Here is a 19015-nt window from a genome sequence, read left to right on the forward strand (position 1 = left end):
GCCGTCCGGCGGGGCCGCCGGTCGGCCGCGCCGGGGGTCAGTCGGAGGGGCCGGGGTCCCGTCGCGTGTCCGGACCGGGGCTCGCCGGGGGCGCGGAGGTCCGCGGACGCGCCGGGTCGGAGGGGCGCCGGGGGCTCACCGGGGAGGCGTGTGTCCGCGGGTCCGTGCGGGTTTCCCGGCGCGTCGGGAGGTTGAGCGCCAGCAGGGCGGGCGGTTCGGCGGGGTCGGCGGGGACGCGCAGCCGGGTGACGGCGCCGTTGTCCAGCCGGGGGAGCACGCGCCGGTAGTGGGCCAGGGGGATGCCGAGCCAGGAGCACAGGGCCAGGCGCAGCGCCGTGTTGTGGGCGACGACGAGGACGCGCCGCCCGGGGTACTCGTCGGCGAGGCTCCGCAGGGCCGCGCGCACGCGGTCCGCGACCGCGGCGGGGTCCTCCGCCCCGGGGAGCGGGTGGGCCGCGGGGTCGGCGCGGAAGGCGTGCGCCGCGCCGGGGTGGCGCGCGTCGGTCTCGGCGAGGGTCAGTCCCTCCGCCAGCCCGAAGCCGGCCTCGGAGAGGTCCCGCAGGACGACGGGCTCCACTCCGAGCGCCGCGGCGGCGGGGAGGGCCGTGGCCCTGGCGCGGCCGAGCGGGGAGCAGGCGACCGCGTCGTGGGGGTGGTCGCCGACCCAGAGGGCGAGGGCGCGGGCCTGGTCGCGGCCGGTGCGGTCGAGGGGGATGTCGGAACTGCCCGCGTACCGGTTCTCGGCGTGCCAGACGGTGCGGCCGTGGCGGACCAGGGACAGCTCGGTGTGCGCGGGGATCATGCCGTGGCCCCCTCCGGGGTCCGGGGGCCGCCGAGCCACCCGCGGTCGCGGAGGGCCTCGACGAGGCGCCGGTACCCGTGTGCGAGTTCGTCCGCGCGGGACGGATCGGGTTCGTAGCGGTGGGCGACGCGGACCATGGCGCGCGCGGTCTCGGCCAGGCGGCCCGCCGGGGCGCGGGCGATCACGGCGGAGCCGAACGCCGACCCGGTGTGCGCGGGGACCAGCACGGTGCGGCCGAGGACGTCGGCCCGCAGGGCGGTGAGCCAGTGGTTGCGGACCGCGCCGCCGACGGCGGTGACCGGTCCCGCGGTGTCGGCGCCGAGCGCGGCGAGGGCGTCCAGGGAGAGGCGTTCGACGTAGGCCAGCCCGTGGGCGATCCGGTTGAGGCGCGCGGCGGGGTCCGCCGGGCCGCTCCCGGGGCCGATGTCGAACCCCCGCGCGCCGGGGGCCGCGAAGGGGAACCGTTCGCCGGTGCCCGCGAGCGGGTACGTGGCTCCGCCGGGGACGCCGAGGCGGAGCGCCTGCGCGGTGAGCAGGTCGAGGTCGTGGCCGCCGAGGTCGGTGTCGAGCCGTCCGGTACCGGTGCTGGACGCGCCCCCGGGCAGCCAGCCGCCGTCCGGGTTGCGGTGGTTGTAGACCACACCGGAGGGGTCGCGGAGCGGGTGGGGGCTGGCGCCCTTGAGGACGAGCGTGGTGCCGAGGGACGAGCACCAGAGCCCCGGGGCGAGGGCGGCGGTGGCGACCTGGGCCGCGCAGCCGTCGGTCATGCCGGCCCGGACGGGGGTGCCCTCGGGGATGCCGGAGGCGCGAGAGGCCGCCGCGGTGACGTGGCCGACCGTGGCGCCGGGGGCGACCACGGGGGGCAGGACCGCCGGATCGATCCCGAGGCGGTCCACGAGGGTGTGCGGCCAGCTCAGGCTCCGCGGGTCGTAGCCGGTCTTGAGGGCCTGGCTGGTGTCGGTGGGCACGGCCGCTCCGGCGAGGCGCCCGGAGACGTGGTCGCCCTGGTGGGCGACGAGCAGTCCCGGGGCGAGGCGGCCCTCGCGGGCGAGTCCGACCAGGCGGGGAAGGGCCCAGGTGGGCTGGACGTGGTCGGCGCCCAGGGCGTGGATCGCCGCGGTCCGGGAGGCCGCCCTGGCGTCGTCGTACATCTGGGCCGGTCCGACGGGCAGCGCGTCGGCGGTCTGGAGCAGGAGGGTGCCGGAGGTGCCGTCGACGCTGACGGCGCCGACCGGGCGCCCGTCCCCGGGGTCCCGCGCGGCGAGGGCGGCGCCGGTGGCCCGGCAGGTGGCGCTCCACCACTCCTCGGGGTCCTGTTCGTGGCGGGGCCCGTCGCGGTGGTCGCGGAGCAGGGCGGCCTCTCCGGAGCCGACGACGGCGCCGTGGTCGTCGACGAGGACGGCGCGGACGCCCTGGGTCCCCAGGTCGACGCCGAGCCAGAGGGCGTCGCGCCGGTCGGCGGGGTCGGGGGGAGCTTCGCGTGGTGAACCGGCAGCGCGCACCGCGGATCCTCTGCTCGGAGGCGCACAGGGATGTGACCTGCTTCACCTTCGGACGTGGTGACGGCCAACGTAGAACCGGTCTCTTCTCATGTCAAGGTGTGTTCGTCACACCTTTTCCGGTGATGTTCACGGACGGCCTCGCCGGTTTCCGGTGGTTCCCCAGTTCAGCAGGGCGTGGCCCTCCACACCCGCCGCGTCGCGACGAGTGATCTTCACACCGAGGGTTGACACACGCGGGCCGCCCGGTTGAGATGTTCGGCAACAGAGACGACGAACGACGGGGGACACGCACCGTGGCGGCCAAGGCGGACCCGAGCGAGCACGACCGGGTCGAGGACGAACGGCCCCCGGGGCCGGGGGACCGGCGTTCCCTGATCACAGGCCTCGTCCTGGACAGCGGGTCGGTGTCCGCCCAGGAGCTGGCCGAACGCTTCGGGGTCTCGGTCATGACCATCCACCGCGACCTGGACGAGCTCCAGCGCCAGGGGGTGCTCCGCAAGGCGCGGGGGGTGGCCACCGCCCAGCCCAGCGGCACCTTCGAGTCCAACGTCGAGTACCGGAGACGGGTCAACGCCGACGCCAAGCGCGCCATCGCGGCGCGGGCGGCCGGGCTGGTCGAGCCCGGCATGTCGGTGCTCGTCGACGACTCCACCACCGCCGCGCACCTCATCCCCCACCTGGCGGAACTGGCCCCGCTCACCGTGGCCACCAACTACCTGCACGCCCTCACGGAGCTGTCCCGGCTGCGGGACGTGCAGGTCGTCGCGCTCGGCGGCACCTACGACGTGCAGCACGACTCGTTCCTCGGAACGACCTGCGTGGAGGCCATCCGCTCGATGCGCTTCGACGTCGCCTTCGTCAGCACCTCCGCGGTGACGGCGGGCCACGCCTTCCACCAGGAGGACAGGATCGTGGCGGTCAAACGCGAGATGGTCACCGCCGCCGAGAGGTGCCACCTGCTCATCGACCACTCCAAGCTCACCCGTAGCGCGCTCCACCGCCTCCTGCCGCTGGAAGGGTTCACGTCCGTGATCGTCGACTCCGCGACCCCCCGCGAACACCTCGCCCGACTCCGCGAACACGACGTGCCGGTGGAGGTGGCGGGCGATGACGGCTGAACCCGCCCGGCGGGGCCCCTCCGGCCGGACCGGGTCCCCCTCCCCGGACGGGCACGGGACCCCGGTGGGCCGCCCCGTGGTCGTCTTCGACCTCGACGGGGTCGTCGTGTGGACCGAGCACCTGTGGGAGGAGTCCTGGGAGGTGTACTGCCGGCGCCACGGCGCACCCTGGTCCCGCGACGACACCCTCCGGGTGCAGGGCATGAGCAGCCCCGAGTGGTCGCGGGACGTGGCCGGGCGGATCCGGAGCCGCACCGGCGCCCGGGTCGACCCGGAGCACGTGTACGAGTCCTGCGTCGCGCACATGCGCGACGCCCTCCTGGCCGGCCGCGGCCCCCTCCTCCCCGGCGCCCGCGACCTCCTCACCGACACCGCCGCGGCGACCGTGATCGGCCTGGCCTCCTCCGCGGCCCGACCCGTCATCGACACCGTCCTGGAGCGCGAGGGGCTGGCGGGCCTGTTCGCCGCCACGGTCTCCAGCGAGGAGGTCGCGCGCGGAAAGCCCTCGCCCGACGTCTACACCGAGGCCCTGCGCCGGCTCGGCGTCCCCCCGTCCACCGCCGTGCCGCTGGCCGTGGAGGACTCGGCCAACGGCATCCGCGCGGCCGACGCGGCGCACATGCGCGTCGTCGCCCTTCCCAACCGCGACTACCCGCCCGGCGAGGACGCGCTCGCCCTCGCCGAGCACGTCGCGGCCGACCACGACGACGCCCGCGCCTACCTGCGGTCGGCCCTGGATGCCGCGCCCTGACGCCGCCGGGGCCCACCGGACACGGGCCCCTCGGCGGCCGCCCCGCAGTTTCCCGCAACCACCGGAGCACCGGCACTTCCCGCAGTCCCCGACGGCGTGAGGAGACCCGTCCCATGTCCCGACCGCTCGACGAAGCCACCGCTTTGCGCGAGGGTGCGCCCGCCTGCCCGGCCCGGGTCCGCCGACGGCTCCCCGAACAGGTGGACGGCGGGGGTTGCGCGGCGGCGGGGCCCCCGCCGGACGCGCGGCCCCCGGACACAGCCGTCCCCCCGCCCGCCCCCGGGGCGCCGGCCTCCCCGGGGGAGGCCGCTCCGTGAGCGGCGGGCGGACCCTCCTCGGGGTGGACGCGGGCACGTCCGTGGTCAAGGCCGTCGTGTTCGACGAGACGGGCGCGGCGCTGGCCGTGCGCGGACGCGGCCTCGCGGTGGCCCACGGGCCGGGGGGCGCGGTCGAACAGGACCTGGAGCACGTCCTGGCGGGGGTGGCGGAGGTGGTCCGCGCCGTGGCCGCCGAGGTGGGCGCCCCGCCGGACCTGGTGGCGGTGACCGGGCAGGGCGACGGGTGCTGGCTCACCGACGCCGACCACAGGCAGGTGCGCCCCGCCATGTCGTGGCTGGACGGGCGCGCCTCGGAGATCCTCCGGCGGTGGAACAGCACGGGGGTGACCGAGCGGGTCTACCGCGAGAACGGCACGACCATGTTCCCCGGCACCGCAGCGCCCCTGCTGGCCTGGCTCGACGAGCACGAACCCGGGTCCCTGGACCGGGCGGCGACGGCCGGGTACTGCAAGGACGCGGTGTTCGCCCGGCTGACCGGCAGGCGGGTCACCGACGCGAGCGACAGTTCGATGCCGTTCGGCGACGGCTCCGGGAAGGGGTACAGCGACACCGTGCTGGAGCTGACGGGGCTCTCCGGCCGGCGCGGCCTCCTGGCGCCCGTCTCGGCCGCGCCCCGCGCCGGGCTGCACGCCGACGGCGCGCGCCTGCTGGGGCTGCCGGAGGGGACCCCGGTCAGCTCGGGCCCGTTCGACTTCCCCGCCTGCGCGGTGGGGGCGGGCGTGCGCGACCCGGGCGACGCCCTGATGATCGTCGGCACCACCCTCGGGTGCATGGTGCTCGTCGACCGCCTGGAGACCGCGGGGACCCCGGCGGGGTTCCACGTCTCCACGGGCGAGCGGGGACGGTGGCTGCGGGCGATGCCGGCGATGGTGGGCACGGCGTCCGTGGACTGGCTGCTGTCCGTGCTCGGGATGGACGTGGAGGGCGTCGGCCGCTCCCTGGCCGAGAGCGCCCCGGGCGCGGGAGGGGTGGAGGTGCTGCCGTACCTGGCCACGTCGGGCGAGCGCGCACCGTTCGTCGACCCGCGGGCGGCGGGCCAGTTCACGGGGGTCAGGCTGACGACCTCGCGGGGCGACCTCGTGCGCGCGGTGTGCGAGGGGCTGGCCTACGCGGCCCGGCACTGCTTCGACACGGCGGGGTCTCCGGACCGCCTGCTGGTCTGCGGCGGGGGTTCCCGGTCCCTTCCGTGGCTCCAGGTCTTCGCCGACGTGCTCGGGATACCGCTGGAGACGGCGCGCGCCACCGAGGTCGGCGCCCGCGGCGCCGTCCTCTCGGCGGTGGGCGACTCGGTGGACCGGGCCGGGTGGACCGCCCCGTCCGCGACCGTGGAACCGGATCCGGCCCTGCGCGCCCACTACGACGACGGCTACGGGCGCTACCTCGCACACCTGGAGGCGGCCCGCCCGCTGTGGCGGCCCCTCGCGGCGGGTCCCGCCCCCGGGCGGGTCCCGCGGCCCTCTCCCGCCGGTGACGACGCGGAGGTCACCCGTGGACTCTGAACCGCACCGGCTCTCCCCCGCCGACCGTGACCGGGTGCTGTCGCGGGCCGGGAGCGGGCACTTCGACGTGGTCGTGGTCGGCGGCGGCATCACCGGGTCGGGGTGCGCGCTCGACGCCGCGGCCAGGGGCCTGTCGGTCCTGCTGGTCGAGGCCGGGGACCTGGCGGGCGGGACGTCGTCGCGCTCGGGCAAGACGGCGCACGGCGGGCTGCGCTACCTCGAACAGCTCAACTTCTCCCTGGTCGCGGAGGCCCTGCGCGAACGGGACCTGATGATCGGCGTGACCGCCCCCCACCTGGTGGCCGCCGAGCCCTTCCTGCTCCCGACCACCCGCTGGTGGGAGCGCCCGTACTTCGGTGCGGGGGTGCTCGCCTACGACGCCATGGCGCTGGCTCGGCGGCGGGGGGCCGGGGTCCCCGCGCACCGGCACCTGTCCCGGCGCGGCACGCTCGCGCTCGCCCCGGGGCTGGACGCCTCCGTGGTCACCGGCGGCATCCGGTACCACGACGGGCGCATGGACGACGCCCGGCACACCCTGGCCGTGGCGAGGACCGCCGCCGGCCACGGCGCGCTCGTCCTCAGCCACGCCCGGGTCACGGGGATGCGCGTGGAGGGGGGCCGGGTGCGCGCGGTGGCCGTCCGCACGGCCGAGGGGGGCGAACTGGAGGTGTCGGCGGGCTCGGTGGTCAACGCCGCCGGAGTGTGGGCCGCGGACGTCCAGGCCATGGCGGGCGAGCCGGCCTTCGCCGTGCGCCCGGCCAAGGGCGTGCACCTGCTGGTGGAGGGCGGGGCCTTCGACTCACGGACGGGGCTCATCGCGCGGGCGGAGGACTCGGTGATCATCCTGCGGCGGTGGTACGGGCGGTGGCTGCTGGGCACCACCGACACCGCGTACGAGGGCGACCGGGCCGCCCCGGGGGTGGGCGCCGAGGACGTGGACTACCTGCTGCGCAACGTCAACCGCTACCTCGCCCGCCCGCTGACCAGGGCGGACGTGCTGGGCGCCCACGCCGGGCTGCGGCCGTTGCTCGCTTCCAGGGACACCTCGGCCACGTCGGCGCTCTCGCGCGACCACGCGGTGCTGAGCGGCCACGGCGTGGTGACGGTCGTGGGCGGCAAGTACACCACCTACCGCCTGATGGCACGGGACGCGGTGGACGCGGTCGGCCGGGTGCTGGGCCGGAGGCTGCCGCCGACCCCGACCGCGCGGATCCCGCTGGTCGGCGCCCGCGACCGGCAGGGCGCCGCCGGGCGGCCCGCCCCACCGGCCTCCGGGCACGGGGTCGCGGAGCACCACGTACGGCGCATGCTCCTGCGGTACGGCGACGAGACGCCGCGGGTGCTGGAGACCGTGCGGCGCGACCCGGCCCTGGGGGCGACCGTGGCGGGCTACCTGGCGGCGGAACTCCGGTACGCGGTGACCCACGAGGGGGCCCGGACCCTGGAGGACGTGCTCGCCCGGCGCACCCGGGTGGCGCTCGAAGCGCCCGACGGAGGCGCGGCCCTGGCGCCCAGGGCGGCGGCGCTGGTGGCGCCGCCGCTGGGGTGGGACGACGCGGACGTGGAACGGGAGGTGGCCGCGTACCGGGCCGCCGTCGTCCGCGACCGCGCCGCGCTGGGATGACAGGGAACCGGATGCGCCTGCCCCGTCCCGGAGCCCCGGAGCCCCGGAGCCGCAGGCCGGCGGGCGTGCGCGCCGCACACGACCCCCGCGCTCCCCTCCGGCGCCGCGGACCCCGGGCCGTCCACAGGCCGTGGCCCGGGGTGGTGCGCGGAATCCCCGTGCCCTAGCTTCGAGGCATGAAATTCCTGGTACGCGAACGCGTTTTCGACATCGGTGACGACTACTGGGTGACCGACGAGGACGACCGCAAGGTCTTCCTCGTCGACGGCAAGGCCCTGCGGATCCGCACGACCTTCGAGCTCAAGGACACCGACGGCAACGTCCTCACCGTCATCCGCAAGAAGCTGTTCAAGGTCCGTGACCAGATGCGCGTCGAGCGCGACGGCGACACCGTCGCCACCGTGCGCAAACGCCTGGTCAACCCCCTGCGCGACAAGCTCGTGGTGGACATGGAGGGCGCGCCGGACTGGGAGGTCACCGGCGACTTCCTCGGCAAGGAGTACGTCATCGCCGACGAGCACGGCACCGTCGCGCACGTGTCCCGCAAGTGGTTCCGCGTCAGGGACACCTACGCGGTGGACGTCAACACCCACCGGAGCGACATCGGCGGCGACGCCGCCCTCGTGATCAGCGTCGCGGTCGCCGTGGACTCCCTCACCCGGGACGACGACGAGGAGGGCGGGGAGCAGGACTGAGCACCGCGTCCCGCGGCGTCCGCCCCCTGCCCCGGGCCGGACCCGCCTTCCCCGGGGTGCGGTTCGGCGCGGGCGGCGTCCGCGGGGACCGCGCCGCCGCCCGCCGGGGCGGCCCCGGAAGGGCTGCGCCGGAGCACCGCTCCGCGGACCGGGGACGGCCCCCGCTCCGGCGCCGCGTCCCGTCAGGCGGCCCTGCGCGCGAAGAGCGGCACGGCGACCGCCCACACACCCGCCACCCAGGCCGCCATCACGGCGCCGCCCCCGATCGCGGACAGGTCCGTCCTGTTGGGGCCGCCCCTCAGGAACATCTGCGCCCCCGCCCGGTCGGGCAGGAGGTCCGCCAGGCCGGTCAGCATCGAGAGGTAGAAGGACAGGGCCAGCACCAGACTGATCAGGAGGACCAGCGGCACCACAGTGTTGCGGAGGACGACGGTGATCCCGGCCGCCAGCAGGGCGAGGAGCACCCAGTACGCGACCGCGCCCGCCAGCGCTCCCAGGACGGGGCGGTCGAGCATGCCGGTCAGCGGGTACCCGTGCTCCCCCAGTCCGACCTGGGTGGCCGCGAAGGCCGCGGGCACGGTGGCCAGGGCGACCGCCAGTGCCGCCGCCGCGACCGCGGCGGCCTTGGCCAGCAGGAGCCGGGGGCGGTGCGGCACGGCCAGCAGGGAGGCGCGGATCTGCCCTCCCGTGTACTCGGTGCCGACCGCGAGCACGCCCAGGACCACCATGCCCGCCTGCCCGTAGGAGATCGCGTCGAAGCCGGACTGCTCCGGCACGACCTCCCCGACGAGGAGACCGGGGTTGTCCGTGAGGGCCCTCCCCACCGACCATCCCGACAGCCACGCCAGCCCGACCGTCAGCGCGGCCGTCGCCAGGCAGGTGAACAGGACCGAGGTGAGCGTGCGGAGCTTGAACGCCTCGGCGCGCACGGTGTCGATCATCGTTCTCCCCCGCCCCGGGCGGCGCCGCTGCCGCCGGGCCACCGCCCGAACCCCGTGTCCGCGCCGCCGGGGCGCCCGGTGAGGGCGAAGAAGGCGTCCTCCAGGGAGGCGTGGCCCGCGGCCACCTCGTCGGGGCGGCCCTCGGCGACCAGGCGCCCGCCGTCGATCACCACCAGGTGGTCGGCGATCCTCGCGATCTCGCCCATGAAGTGGCTGGACAGGAGGACGGTGCGCCCCTCGTCGGCCAGGGCCCGCGTGAACGACCGCACCCAGCGGATGCCCTCCGGGTCGAGGCCGTTGACGGGCTCGTCCATGACCAGCACCCCCGGGTCGCCGAGGAGGGCGGCGGCCAGGTCGAGCCGCCGTCCCATCCCCAGTGAGAAGGTGCGCACCCGGGCCCGGGCGGCCCCGCCCAGGCCGACGCCCTCCAGCACCTCCCCCACCCGGGAGGCGGGCAGGCCGTTCGCCCTGGCGATCCACCCGAGGTGGGCCCGGGCCGTCCGCGCGGGGTGCGCTCCTCCCCCGTCGAGCTGGGCGCCGACGGCGGTGGCGGGCCGGCGCAGCTCCGTGTAGGGCCTCCCGTCGATCAGGGCTGTCCCCCCGTCGGCGCGGTCGAGTCCGAGCAGCACCCGCAGGGTGGTGCTCTTTCCGGCTCCGTTGGGTCCGAGGAAGCCCGTGACCTGGCCGGGACGGGCGGTGAAGGTGAGCCCGTCCACCGCCGTCCGGGCGCCGAAGCGCCTAGTGAGTCCGCGTATCTCGATCATGGGACCCATCGTCGGGCCGGAAGGGTCCCGGGCGCGTCCGCCCTGGGAGGACAGTCCCGACGTCACCCCGGGAGGACGTCGCCCCCCGCGCCGGCGGCCCTGACGAGCCCGCTCTCGTAGGCGAACACCACCAGCTGGGCGCGGTCGCGGGCGCCGAGCTTGGCGAGCAGGCGGCTCACGTACGTCTTGACGGTGGCGCGGCTGAGGGTGAGGCGGTCGGCGATCTCGGCGTTGGACAGCCCGCGCGCGATGAGGGTGACGACCTCCCTCTCGCGCGGGGCGAGCGGCGTCCGCGCCCAGGCGGCGGGCGCCGTTCCGGCCCTCTCGCGCACGACGTGGGCGATCAGGCGGCCCGTGACCTCGGGGGCGAGCAGGGACTGCCCGTCGGCGACCACGTGGACGGCGCGGAGCAGTTCCTCGGGGGCGGTGTTCTTGAGCAGGAATCCGCTGGCCCCGGCCCGCAGGGCGCCGTACACGTAGTCGTCCAGGTCGAACATGGTCAGCACGACCACCCTGGTGTGCGGGGCGGCCGCGCAGATCTCCCGGGTGGCGGCCAGTCCGTCCATCTCGGGCATGCGGACGTCCATGAGGACGAGGTCGGGCCGGAGGCGGGCCGCCAGGTCCACCGCCTCCCGCCCGGTACGGGCCTCGCCGACCACGGTGAGCCGGGGGTCTCCGTCCATGAGCATGCGCAAGGAGCCGCGCAGGAGGTCCTGGTCGTCGGCCACCACGATCCGCACGGGTGCGGTCTCCCCCATGAGTCCTCCGGCCGTCGTGTCGCGAACGCGGTCGGGGCCCGTGCGCGCCCCGCGGGCTCTCCGGGGCGGCGGGGCGGCGGGGACGTCCCGACCGGGGTCCGGCCCGGAGCACCGCCTCCAGTGTCCCGGACGCCGGGCGGCCTCGGAACGGCGCCGCCCCTCCGCCCCCTCCTCCGGCCCCGCCGCGCCCTCAGCCGCCGGGGCCGGAGGGGACGCGGGCGCGGACCCGGAAGCCGCCGCCGGGCAGCGGGCCGGCCGTGAAAGTTCCGCCGTGGACCGCCACGCGCTCGCGCATGCCGACCATGCCGACGCCCCCTCCCGGTGAGCCGACGCGTCCCCGGGCCGGGCCGGTGTCGGTCACCTCGGCCTCCACGGCGTCCCCTTCCCCGGTGACGACCACCGAGCAGGAGCCGCCGGGAGCGTGCCTGATGACGTTCGTGACCGCTTCCCGGACGATCCTGTACACGCTGACGGCCACGGCGGGCGGTACCCCCTCCACGCCCGAGACCTCCAGCCGGCAGTCGATCCCGGTGCGGCGGGCCGTGTCCGCCAGGGCGGCCAGCCCGTCCAGCCCCGGTTGCGGCTCCAGCGGTGCGTCGGCGTCGGCGCGCAGTGCGCCCAGGACCCGGCGGAGTTCGTTCGACGCCTCCCGGCCGGCCTCCTCGATGTCGGCCAGGGCCGACCGCAGCTCCTCGGCGTCCCCGCCCGCGTACCGGGCCACCCCCGCGCGCATGCCGATGGCGCCCAGGGTGTGGGAGACGACGTCGTGCACCTCCCTGGCCACCCGCAGCCTCTCCCGGGTGCGGGCCTCGCGTTCGACGGCCGCCACCGCGCGCTCCTCCTGCTCGCGGAGCTCCCGGACGGAGCGTCCCAGCAACCACGAGAGCGCGAGGAGGACCGCTCCGACGACGAGGGCCCGGACGGGCTCCTCCAGCGGCACCGGGTCCACTCCCGCGGCCACCAGCACGAGGAGCGCACCCAGGAGGTAGGCCCAGTGCCGGGGCCGGAAGGAGCCGTGCCGCGAGGTCAGCGCCAGCGGGTACAGCGTCCACGCGGCCGCGGTGAACGGCTCCGCGGTCCATCCGGCGGCCAGGGCGGCGAGCGTGGCGGCGAGCACCGTGCAGAAGGACGCCGCGGGCAGCCGCCAGCGCAGCAGGATCCCGGCCGTGATCAGGGCGGACAGGGCGAGGCGGGCCCAGGGGAGCGGGTCGTCGGCGCCCAGGTCGCGGGGGTCGGGCAGTCCGCCGGCGAGGGCCAGGTGGACCAGCGAGGCCGCGGCGTCGGCCGCGAACCTCCGGGGGGTGGGGCCTCCCTCCGCCCGGAGGGCGGGCCAGGGCCGCCGGGGGGCCGGGGGCACGGGGGCGTCGGGCGCGGTGAGGGGGGCGGCCGGACCGGCCGGGGGGACGTCAGTCGCTGAGGACACCGAGCATGCTCCGCTCCCAGGGGAGGTAGGGCTGTCTGCTGCTGCGCAGCACCGGACGCGGATCCCGGTCCTCGGACACGCAGCGGGAGATCTCCAGGGCCGCGAGCTCCCCGGTCATCCGGAAGGCCCGGGGCGTGGAGTCCTCCCGGTGCCAGCGGGCGTCGACCAGGCGCACCAGGGCGACGATACCCGGTCGGGCGCCGTCCCCGGCGTGCCATGCCAGCCGCAGGCCCTGGGCGAAGGCCGCAGCCAGCTCCTCGGGGAGTCGCTCCCCCCGGGGTCCGACGGGCTGGACCGCGTTGACGAACTCGAAGCCGTCGGGGTGCCCGGCGGGCAGGGGCTCCGCCTCGGCCCACGCCGCGGCGAAGTGGCCGCCGCAGCTCTGGAGGACGTTGCGGACATAGATCCCGTGGACGGGGCGGGGCAGTGACGTGCGGTTCGGGAAGGGCATCGGCCTCTCCTTCCTGCGTGTGTGCGGCGGTTCAGGAGTCCTTCCCGGTCTTCGCCCCGAAGATGCCCATGTGTTGTCGATCGGTTGTCCGGGCCGGGCCGTCCGGACGCCGGCCGCGTCCTGCCCGCCCGCCGACGCGTGGAGGGGGAACAGGGTGGCTGGCTGTAGTGCCGGGCACCTCCGGAATGCCCCAGACTGATCGTTGCCGAGGGGTTGCGACGTGAACGGGGAGTAACGAGGATGAACGAGGTCTGGGCTCGGGCGTTGCGGGCGGGCGGCTACCTCCTGGTGGCCTTCGCCTCCGGCCTGGCCGTGCTGGTGGCTCTGCCGCTGACCCTGGCCGTGGTGCTCACCGTGCCGATCGGCGGCCTCGGGTTCGTGCTGCTGCCGCCCTGGCTGGGCGTCGTGGGGAGGTTCGCCGCGTGGCACCAGGGGCGGGCCTCGGACCTGCTCCGGGTCCCGGTGCCGGAGCTCCCGGGCTCCGGGACCCCCGGTTTCCGCGCGCTGTGGCGCGAACCGTCCACCCGCAGGGTGCTGCTGTGGATGCCCGTGTTCACGGCGGTGAGCATGCTCGCCGGCCTCCTGGGCGTGGCCGCGGTCTCCCTGCCCGTCACCTCGGTGCAGTTCCCGTTCTGGTGGGCGCTCCCGGAGGGCATGGAGTTCCAGTTCCTCGGGATCCCGGCCGACGGCTGGGGTTCGGCCCTGCTCCTCATGGCCGCGCAGCTGGTGCTCGGGGTCGTCCTGCTCCGGTGGGCCGTGGTCCCGGCGGCCAAGGCGCACGCCCGCCTCAACCTGCGGCTGCTCGCCCCCACCGAGGCCGAGCTGCTGGCCGCCCGGGTGGACGAGCTGAGCCGGACCCGCGCCGAGGTGGTGGACGCCCACGGTGCGGAGCTGCGCAGGATCGAGCGCGACCTGCACGACGGCACCCAGGCGCGGCTCGTCTCGATCGCGATGCAGCTGGGCGTGGCCCGCGAGGCCCTCGCCGAGGACCCGCGGCTCGCCGCACTGCTGAAGAACGCCCACGAGGGCGCCGAAGAGGCGATGACGGAGCTGCGCGAGGTGATCCGCGGCATCTATCCGCCCATCCTCGCCGACCGGGGGCTGGCCGGGGCGCTGAGCGCGCTGGTCGCCCGCACCACGGTCACCACCCGGCTGGACGTGGGCGACCTGGGCACGCTGCCGGTGGCGGCGGAGACCGCCGCGTACTTCGTGGTCACCGAGGCGGTCACCAACGCGGTGCGGCACGGCGCCGCCGAGGAGATCGTCGTGCGCCTGGACCGTGTCGGCGGCGTCCTGCGCGTGTCGGTGCGCGACGACGGCGCGGGCGGGGTGGACGAGTCCCGCGGCACCGGGGTGACCGGCATCCGGCGCCGGGTGGCCGCCCTGGACGGTACCGTGCGCGTGGAGAGCCCGGTGGGCGGGCCGACCGTGGTCGAGGTGGAGCTGCCGTGCGGATCGTGATAGCCGAGGACAACGTGCTGCTGTCCGCGGGCCTGGAACTGCTGCTGTCCACGCGCGGGTTCGAGGTGGTGGAAATCGCCGTGGACGCGCCGGCCTTCGCCGACGCCGTGGATCGGCACGGGCCCGACCTGGCGATCGTCGACGTGCGGCTGCCGCCGAACTTCCGGGACGAGGGCATCCACGCGGCGATCGCGGCCCGGCGGCGCCACGAGGCGCTGCCGGTGCTGGTGCTGTCGCAGTACGTGGAGCGCGACTACGCCGGTGAACTGCTGGCCGACGGCCGGGGCGGGGTGGGCTACCTGCTCAAGGACCGGGTGGGCCGGGTGAGCGAGTTCGTGGACGCCCTGCACCGGGTCGCGGAGGGGGGCACGGTGATGGATCCGGCCGTGGTCCAGCAGCTCCTGGCACGGCGGTCCCGGGATCCCCTGGAGACCCTCACCCGGCGCGAGAGCGAGGTGCTGGGGCTGATGGCGGAGGGCCTGGGCAACGGGGAGATCGCCGAGCGGATCGTCGTGACCGAGAACGCGGTGCACAAGCACGTCGGCAACATCTTCGCGAAGCTGGGACTGTCGCCGTCCGACAGCGGGCACCGCCGGGTGCGCGCGGTGCTCGCCTACCTCGACGGCAGGTGAGGGCCGCGCGCCCGGCGGGTCCGCGCCTCAGCCCCCGGCGGCCCGTGCGTCCTGGCGGACGCCCCGCCGGTTGAGCAGGATGCCGGTGGCGGCGGCGGTGAAGAACATGAGCACGCCGTACACGGCCGAGGGGATCGCCATCTCCGTGCTGTCGAGCAGCGCGGGGCTGAGCGCGATGGCCAGGGAGAGCGTGGTGTTGTGCAGGCCGATCTCCATGCACGAGGCGATCGCCTCGGGCCGTCCCGTCCCGATGGCGCGCGGCGCCCAGTAGCCGACGACGAGGCCGGCGACGTTGAACAGCAGCACCATCGGGCCCACGGCGACGAGGTAGTCGACGAGGTCGGCGCGCTCCTGGAAGACCGCGACGGCGATGACACCGAACAGCACCAGGACCGACGCCGCCTTGACCGGCCGCTCCATGCGCCGGGCGAAGGACGCGGCGCGGGCCCGGACGAGCATGCCCGCGGCGACCGGGACCAGGATGATCGCGAAGACCTGGAGAACCTTGTCGGCCTGGAGCCCGAGCGTGTCCCCGTCGCCCATGAAGTGGGCGATCGACAGGTTGGTGATCAGCGGGAGGCTCACCATCGCCGTGACGGAGTTGAGCGCCGTGAGGGAGATGTTGAGCGCGACGTTGCCGCGGAACAGGTAGCTGTACAGGCTGGCCGTGGTGCCTCCGGGGGAGGCCGCCAACAGCATCATGCCGACCGCCAGGGCCGGGGGCGGCTGGAAGAGCAGGACCAGGCCGAGGGCGAACAGGGGCAGGAGGAGGATCTGGCAGCCCAGGACGAGCGCGACCGTGCCGGGCAGTGCGGCGAGGCGGACGAAGTCTGCGACGGTCAGGCTCAGTCCGAGGCCCAGCATGATGACGGCGAGCGCGGCCGGGAGCGCGATCGTGGCGATGGCGGAATCCATGGGGACACCTCGGGATCGGGCCGCGCGGGGGAGGCGGCTCGGCGGTCGGGGGGCACCGACCGGCGCGGGGCGCCGGCCGTCGTGGACCGCGTTCGGTGTCGGTGCCGACGTGAGCTCGCCTGGGGTGTTCCGGGCGGGGAGGCCCGGGCGGACCGGGATCGCGCCGTCCCGTGATCTGCGCCACCATCGCTACTCGTCGGTATGTTGGCACGCCCGCGGCGGCCCTGGCAAGGCCCCCGGGCGGGGCCCGGACACGGGTTCCGGGGGCGGGGCCCGGCGCGTCCCCGCCCCCGGGCCGTGGTCAGGCCGCGGGCCAGGAACTGCCGGTGAGGTCGTAGGCCAGGTGGAACCACACCTTGCGGATGCTCGGGTGCCCGTTGTCGCCCCACGCGGTGGCGAAGCTGTCGACCAGGGCCAGCCCGCGGCCGTTCTCGGCGGTGAGCCGGTCGCCCGCCAGCGGTCCGGCGCTGAGCGGGCCGTCCTCCCCCGAGGGGGAGCTGGTCGGCCTGCCGTTGTCGCGGCAGGCCAGGGTCAGGCCGTTGGGCCCCCGGGTCACCTTGAGCACGAACGTCTGGCCGTCCTCCCCCGAACGGCTGTGCCGGATGGCGTTGGTCGCCAGCTCGGTCCCCAGCAGCGCGAACACGTACCGGAACTCGGAGTCCCTGGTCGCCGCGCAGGTGTCCAGGAAGGCGCGGGCCAGGGGGATGCTGGCGGGCTCCCCGGCGAACTCCCAGTGGCGCTTGGCGAAGGGGACCGGAGGCCGGCCGTTGAAGTAGTGCCGGTACTCGTCCGGGACACCCGCGAGGAAGGAGTCCTCCTCCTTGGCCAGGGCGGGCACGGAAACGAGCGTGGGCATGGGTGACTCCTTCGGCGGGGCGGTTCGTGGACGGGCGGACCGCGGGAGGGGGCGGCTGCGGGAGCGTCCGGCGGCCGTTCGGGGGAGGTCCGGCGCGGAACGGCTACGACCTTACGCGATCAGGCCCCTGCGGGACAGGGGACGCGGGTGTGGCGAGAACCCGGATGCCCGTCCCGATCGCCCTTGCCCCGCCCCCTCCCCCGGTCCGCCTCCCCTCCGCGCCTCAGACCGCCGCGTCGACCGCGTCCTCCGCCGCGGCCAGCGCCTCGGCCCGCTCCGCCGGGACCAGCCCGATCCGGGTCCGGCGGTCCAGCAGGTCGTCCGCGTCCATGGCCCCCTCGTGGCGCACGCCGAACCGGAACTCGGCGCCCGTGACACCGCGCACGACCGGCTCCAGCAGGGCGGGGTCGCCGCCGGCCCCGTCCAGGACGTCGACGGCCTCGGTCCCGTACCGCTCGACCAGTCGGCGCGGGGCCTCCACCGCGTCCAGCTCCTCGCGGGAGGCGGCGCCCACCAGGGCCAGGAAGCGCGTCCGGCACGGTCCGGCGGGCAGCCGGCGGGCGCGCACGGCGGCGTCCACGGCCTCCTCCGCCATCGCCCGGTAGGTGGTGAGCTTCCCGCCGACCACGGTGACCGTCCCGTTGGGCGCGACGGAGACGGAGTGCTCGCGCGACAGGTCGGCGCTGTCGCCGACGCCCTCCAGCAGAGGGCGCAGTCCGGCGAACGCGCCGATGACGTCATCGCGCCCGATCCGGTTCTCCAGCGCCCCGTTGAACCGGTCGAGCAGGAAGTCCACGTCGCCCTCGGGCACGTCGGGGACGTGCGGCGCGGGTCCGTCCACGGGTTCGTCTGTGAGCCCGGCGAACACGCGCCCGTCCGTCTGGGGCAGGGCGAAGACGAAGCGGCTGACACTCCCGCCGACGGGCACGGTGAGCGCGGCCCGGGGGCGGCCCAGGGCCGCGCCGTCGAGCACGAGGTGGCTGCCCCTGCTGGGCCGGAGCCGCACGCGGGGGTCCAGGAGCCCCGCGTGCACACCGGTGGCGTTGACGACGGCGCGCGGGCGCACGGGGACGATCCTGCCGGTGGCCGCGTCCCTCAGCACCGCGCCGTCGGCGGTCACGCTCTCGGCCGAGCAGCGGGTGATGACCCTGGCCCCCTCGCGCGCGGCGGTGCGCGCCAGAGCGACGACGAGCCGGGCGTCGTCCACGAGCTGCCCGTCGAAGGACAGGATGCCGCCGAGCAGGTCCCGCCTGGCGGCGCCGGGCAGCAGGCGCAGGGTCTGGCGGGCGTCGAGCAGCCGCGGGCGGGGCAGCACGCTCCCCGGGGTCCCCGCCATCACGCGCAGGAGGTCGCCCATGCCCATGCCCGCGCGCACGGACAGCGCCCTGGCCAGGCCGCTCCCCCTGTACACGGGCACGACCATCGGCATGGGGCGGACCAGGTGGGGCGCGGTCACCCGCATGAGGAGGTCGCGTTCGCGGGCGCTCTCGTAGGCGATGCCGAACTGCCCCCGGGCCAGGTAGCGCAGGCCCCCGTGGACGAGCTTGGAGCTCCACCGGCTGGTGCCGAAGGCCAGGTCGTGGCGTTCGACCAGCACGGTGGAGAGTCCGCGCGAAGCGGCGTCGAGCGCGGCTCCCGCCCCCGTCACGCCGCCCCCGACGACCAGGACGTCCACCTCGGGCCGGGCCTCCAGCCCGGCCAGGTCGGCGGCTCTCCGGGCGGCGTTCAGCGAGGGGGACGCGGGACTGGCAGTGCTCATGTGAGCGGTCCTTTCCGGGGGACGGTGCGGCGGATGGGCCGGCGCGCGGCCCCGCCCGGCCCGTCGGGGCCGCGGCGCTTCAGGGTGCGAGGTAGCCGTCGAGGAGGACGGCGAGTTCCCCGACGAGCCGGTCCTCGTCGAGGACGTCGGCGAACAGGCGGCGCGAGGTGACCGTGCCCTGCACGGTCACCAGGACGAGGCGGGCCAGGGCCTCGGGGTCGCCCGCGCGCACGGAGCCGTCGCGCTGCCCCTCGGCGACGACGGGCTCCACCAGGTCGAGGGCGGCCCGGTGGCTGGTCCCCAGCCGGTGGAAGGTGTAGGTCGCCAGGAGTTCGGGCTCGGTGTCCACGATCCGGGTGAACAGCGGGTGGGCCAGCATCGCGCGGGCGACCCTGGCGGCGTGGCGGACCAGGCGCGGGCGCACGCCCTCCCCCTCCGGGTCGTCGGCGGAGGCCGCGCCGGCCTCGGCGAGGATCTGCCGCAGCTCGCGGGTGAGCAGGTCCGCGACGAGCGCGGTCGCGTCGGGCCAGCGGCGGTACACGGTGGGCCTGCTGACCCCGGCGCGGCGCGCGACGTCGGTCAGCGTGGTGCGGCGCACCCCGAAGGCCTCGACGCAGGCGCGGGCCGCGTCCAGGATCCGATCCTCTACGTTACGTTTTGACGCCATATGTAAAACTGTAGGGCATGGCTCACGAGAAGACACCGCCCGGCGACGGGAACGGCCCC

18 protein-coding genes are annotated in these 19015 nt (G+C 76.1%); 7 read left to right on the forward strand and 11 right to left on the reverse strand.

The annotated features are described in order from the left end of the window. Positions 1 to 37 precede the first annotated feature (37 nt). Together OUQ99_RS25745 and OUQ99_RS25750 are read right to left on the reverse strand one after the other, a co-directional pair. Entirely contained in the window at positions 38 to 802 is a 765-nt protein-coding gene (locus tag OUQ99_RS25745) for a histidine phosphatase family protein (RefSeq protein WP_267946362.1), read from the reverse strand. Then, entirely contained in the window at positions 799 to 2304 is a 1506-nt protein-coding gene (locus OUQ99_RS25750; protein ID WP_267946363.1) for an FGGY-family carbohydrate kinase, read from the reverse strand. Before OUQ99_RS25750 ends, OUQ99_RS25745 begins: the two co-directional genes overlap by 4 nt. A 251-nt stretch (positions 2305 to 2555) precedes the next feature. Between OUQ99_RS25750 and OUQ99_RS25755 the strand changes: the two genes are divergently transcribed. From OUQ99_RS25755 to OUQ99_RS25775, 5 genes are all read left to right on the forward strand, one after another. Further along, positions 2556 to 3422: a DeoR/GlpR family DNA-binding transcription regulator gene (locus tag OUQ99_RS25755; protein WP_267946364.1), complete on the forward strand. Its 867-nt coding sequence runs from the start codon at positions 2556 to 2558 to the stop codon at positions 3420 to 3422. Beyond that, on the forward strand, positions 3412 to 4173 hold the full coding sequence (locus OUQ99_RS25760; RefSeq protein ID WP_267946365.1) for an HAD family hydrolase: 762 nt from the start codon (positions 3412 to 3414) through the stop codon (positions 4171 to 4173). The genes OUQ99_RS25755 and OUQ99_RS25760 overlap by 11 nt, the downstream gene beginning before the upstream one ends. Positions 4174 to 4486: 313 nt before the next feature. After that, a complete protein-coding gene (locus OUQ99_RS25765; RefSeq protein ID WP_267946366.1) occupies positions 4487 to 6010 on the forward strand; it encodes an FGGY-family carbohydrate kinase in 1524 nt (507 codons plus the stop codon). After that, positions 6000 to 7634, forward strand: a complete 1635-nt coding sequence (locus OUQ99_RS25770) for a glycerol-3-phosphate dehydrogenase/oxidase (RefSeq protein ID WP_267946367.1) — start codon at positions 6000 to 6002, stop codon at positions 7632 to 7634. Before OUQ99_RS25765 ends, OUQ99_RS25770 begins: the two co-directional genes overlap by 11 nt. 176 nt (positions 7635 to 7810) lie before the next feature. Further along, positions 7811 to 8329 carry an LURP-one-related/scramblase family protein gene (locus OUQ99_RS25775; protein ID WP_267946368.1) on the forward strand — a complete coding sequence of 173 codons (519 nt, stop codon included), beginning with the start codon at positions 7811 to 7813 and terminating at the stop codon, positions 8327 to 8329. Positions 8330 to 8511: 182 nt separating this feature from the next. Here the strand turns inward: OUQ99_RS25775 and OUQ99_RS25780 are convergent, their stop codons facing one another. The 5 genes from OUQ99_RS25780 to OUQ99_RS25800 form a co-directional block, all read right to left on the reverse strand. Further along, positions 8512 to 9270: an ABC transporter permease gene (locus tag OUQ99_RS25780; RefSeq protein ID WP_267946369.1), complete on the reverse strand. Its 759-nt coding sequence runs from the start codon at positions 9268 to 9270 to the stop codon at positions 8512 to 8514. Beyond that, a complete protein-coding gene (locus OUQ99_RS25785; RefSeq protein ID WP_267946370.1) occupies positions 9267 to 10034 on the reverse strand; it encodes an ABC transporter ATP-binding protein in 768 nt (255 codons plus the stop codon). Before OUQ99_RS25785 ends, OUQ99_RS25780 begins: the two co-directional genes overlap by 4 nt. Positions 10035 to 10096: 62 nt before the next feature. Further along, on the reverse strand, positions 10097 to 10792 hold the full coding sequence (locus OUQ99_RS25790; protein ID WP_267946371.1) for a response regulator: 696 nt from the start codon (positions 10790 to 10792) through the stop codon (positions 10097 to 10099). 190 nt (positions 10793 to 10982) lie between these two features. Beyond that, positions 10983 to 12215: a sensor histidine kinase gene (locus OUQ99_RS25795; protein ID WP_267946372.1), complete on the reverse strand. Its 1233-nt coding sequence runs from the start codon at positions 12213 to 12215 to the stop codon at positions 10983 to 10985. Beyond that, positions 12199 to 12666, reverse strand: a complete 468-nt coding sequence (locus OUQ99_RS25800; protein WP_267946373.1) for a hypothetical protein — start codon at positions 12664 to 12666, stop codon at positions 12199 to 12201. Before OUQ99_RS25800 ends, OUQ99_RS25795 begins: the two co-directional genes overlap by 17 nt. Before the next feature lie 240 nt (positions 12667 to 12906). Between OUQ99_RS25800 and OUQ99_RS25805 the strand changes: the two genes are divergently transcribed. Beyond that, positions 12907 to 14127 (forward strand): sensor histidine kinase, encoded by a 1221-nt coding sequence (locus OUQ99_RS25805; protein ID WP_267946374.1) that lies wholly within the window; start codon positions 12907 to 12909, stop codon positions 14125 to 14127. Then, the gene (locus OUQ99_RS25810) at positions 14115 to 14759 is read left to right on the forward strand and encodes a LuxR C-terminal-related transcriptional regulator (protein WP_267946375.1); all 645 of its coding nucleotides are present in this window, start codon (positions 14115 to 14117) and stop codon (positions 14757 to 14759) included. The genes OUQ99_RS25805 and OUQ99_RS25810 overlap by 13 nt, the downstream gene beginning before the upstream one ends. Before the next feature lie 27 nt (positions 14760 to 14786). On the opposite strand, the gene OUQ99_RS25815 is transcribed toward OUQ99_RS25810, so the two are convergent. The 4 genes from OUQ99_RS25815 to OUQ99_RS25830 all read right to left on the reverse strand — a co-directional run bounded on the left by OUQ99_RS25815 (position 14787) and on the right by OUQ99_RS25830 (position 18956). After that, positions 14787 to 15674 (reverse strand): bile acid:sodium symporter family protein, encoded by an 888-nt coding sequence (locus OUQ99_RS25815; protein WP_267946376.1) that lies wholly within the window; start codon positions 15672 to 15674, stop codon positions 14787 to 14789. Positions 15675 to 15975: 301 nt separating this feature from the next. Next, a complete protein-coding gene (locus OUQ99_RS25820; protein ID WP_267946377.1) occupies positions 15976 to 16530 on the reverse strand; it encodes an ATP-binding protein in 555 nt (184 codons plus the stop codon). Between the two features lie 223 nt (positions 16531 to 16753). After that, positions 16754 to 18289 carry a glycerol-3-phosphate dehydrogenase/oxidase gene (locus OUQ99_RS25825; RefSeq protein ID WP_267946378.1) on the reverse strand — a complete coding sequence of 512 codons (1536 nt, stop codon included), beginning with the start codon at positions 18287 to 18289 and terminating at the stop codon, positions 16754 to 16756. 79 nt (positions 18290 to 18368) lie between these two features. Next, positions 18369 to 18956, reverse strand: a complete 588-nt coding sequence (locus OUQ99_RS25830) for a TetR/AcrR family transcriptional regulator (protein ID WP_267946379.1) — start codon at positions 18954 to 18956, stop codon at positions 18369 to 18371. Positions 18957 to 19015 lie beyond the last annotated feature (59 nt).

The organism is Streptomonospora nanhaiensis (assembly GCF_026642255.1).
GTDB lineage: Bacteria > Actinomycetota > Actinomycetes > Streptosporangiales > Streptosporangiaceae > Nocardiopsis > Nocardiopsis tropica.

Excerpts from the sequence above, each read along its gene's own strand:
- OUQ99_RS25745 (WP_267946362.1), bottom strand. The coding sequence starts at position 802 with ATGATCCCCGCGCACACCGAGCTGTCCCTGGTCCGCCACGGCCGCACC.
- OUQ99_RS25755 (WP_267946364.1), top strand. The coding sequence starts at position 2,556 with ATGTTCGGCAACAGAGACGACGAACGACGGGGGACACGCACCGTGGCG.
- OUQ99_RS25760 (WP_267946365.1), top strand. The coding sequence starts at position 3,412 with ATGACGGCTGAACCCGCCCGGCGGGGCCCCTCCGGCCGGACCGGGTCC.
- OUQ99_RS25775 (WP_267946368.1), top strand. The coding sequence starts at position 7,811 with ATGAAATTCCTGGTACGCGAACGCGTTTTCGACATCGGTGACGACTAC.
- OUQ99_RS25780 (WP_267946369.1), bottom strand. The coding sequence starts at position 9,270 with ATGATCGACACCGTGCGCGCCGAGGCGTTCAAGCTCCGCACGCTCACC.
- OUQ99_RS25785 (WP_267946370.1), bottom strand. The coding sequence starts at position 10,034 with ATGATCGAGATACGCGGACTCACTAGGCGCTTCGGCGCCCGGACGGCG.
- OUQ99_RS25790 (WP_267946371.1), bottom strand. The coding sequence starts at position 10,792 with ATGGGGGAGACCGCACCCGTGCGGATCGTGGTGGCCGACGACCAGGAC.
- OUQ99_RS25800 (WP_267946373.1), bottom strand. The coding sequence starts at position 12,666 with ATGCCCTTCCCGAACCGCACGTCACTGCCCCGCCCCGTCCACGGGATC.
- OUQ99_RS25805 (WP_267946374.1), top strand. The coding sequence starts at position 12,907 with ATGAACGAGGTCTGGGCTCGGGCGTTGCGGGCGGGCGGCTACCTCCTG.
- OUQ99_RS25815 (WP_267946376.1), bottom strand. The coding sequence starts at position 15,674 with ATGGATTCCGCCATCGCCACGATCGCGCTCCCGGCCGCGCTCGCCGTC.
- OUQ99_RS25820 (WP_267946377.1), bottom strand. The coding sequence starts at position 16,530 with ATGCCCACGCTCGTTTCCGTGCCCGCCCTGGCCAAGGAGGAGGACTCC.
- OUQ99_RS25825 (WP_267946378.1), bottom strand. The coding sequence starts at position 18,289 with ATGAGCACTGCCAGTCCCGCGTCCCCCTCGCTGAACGCCGCCCGGAGA.
- OUQ99_RS25830 (WP_267946379.1), bottom strand. The coding sequence starts at position 18,956 with ATGGCGTCAAAACGTAACGTAGAGGATCGGATCCTGGACGCGGCCCGC.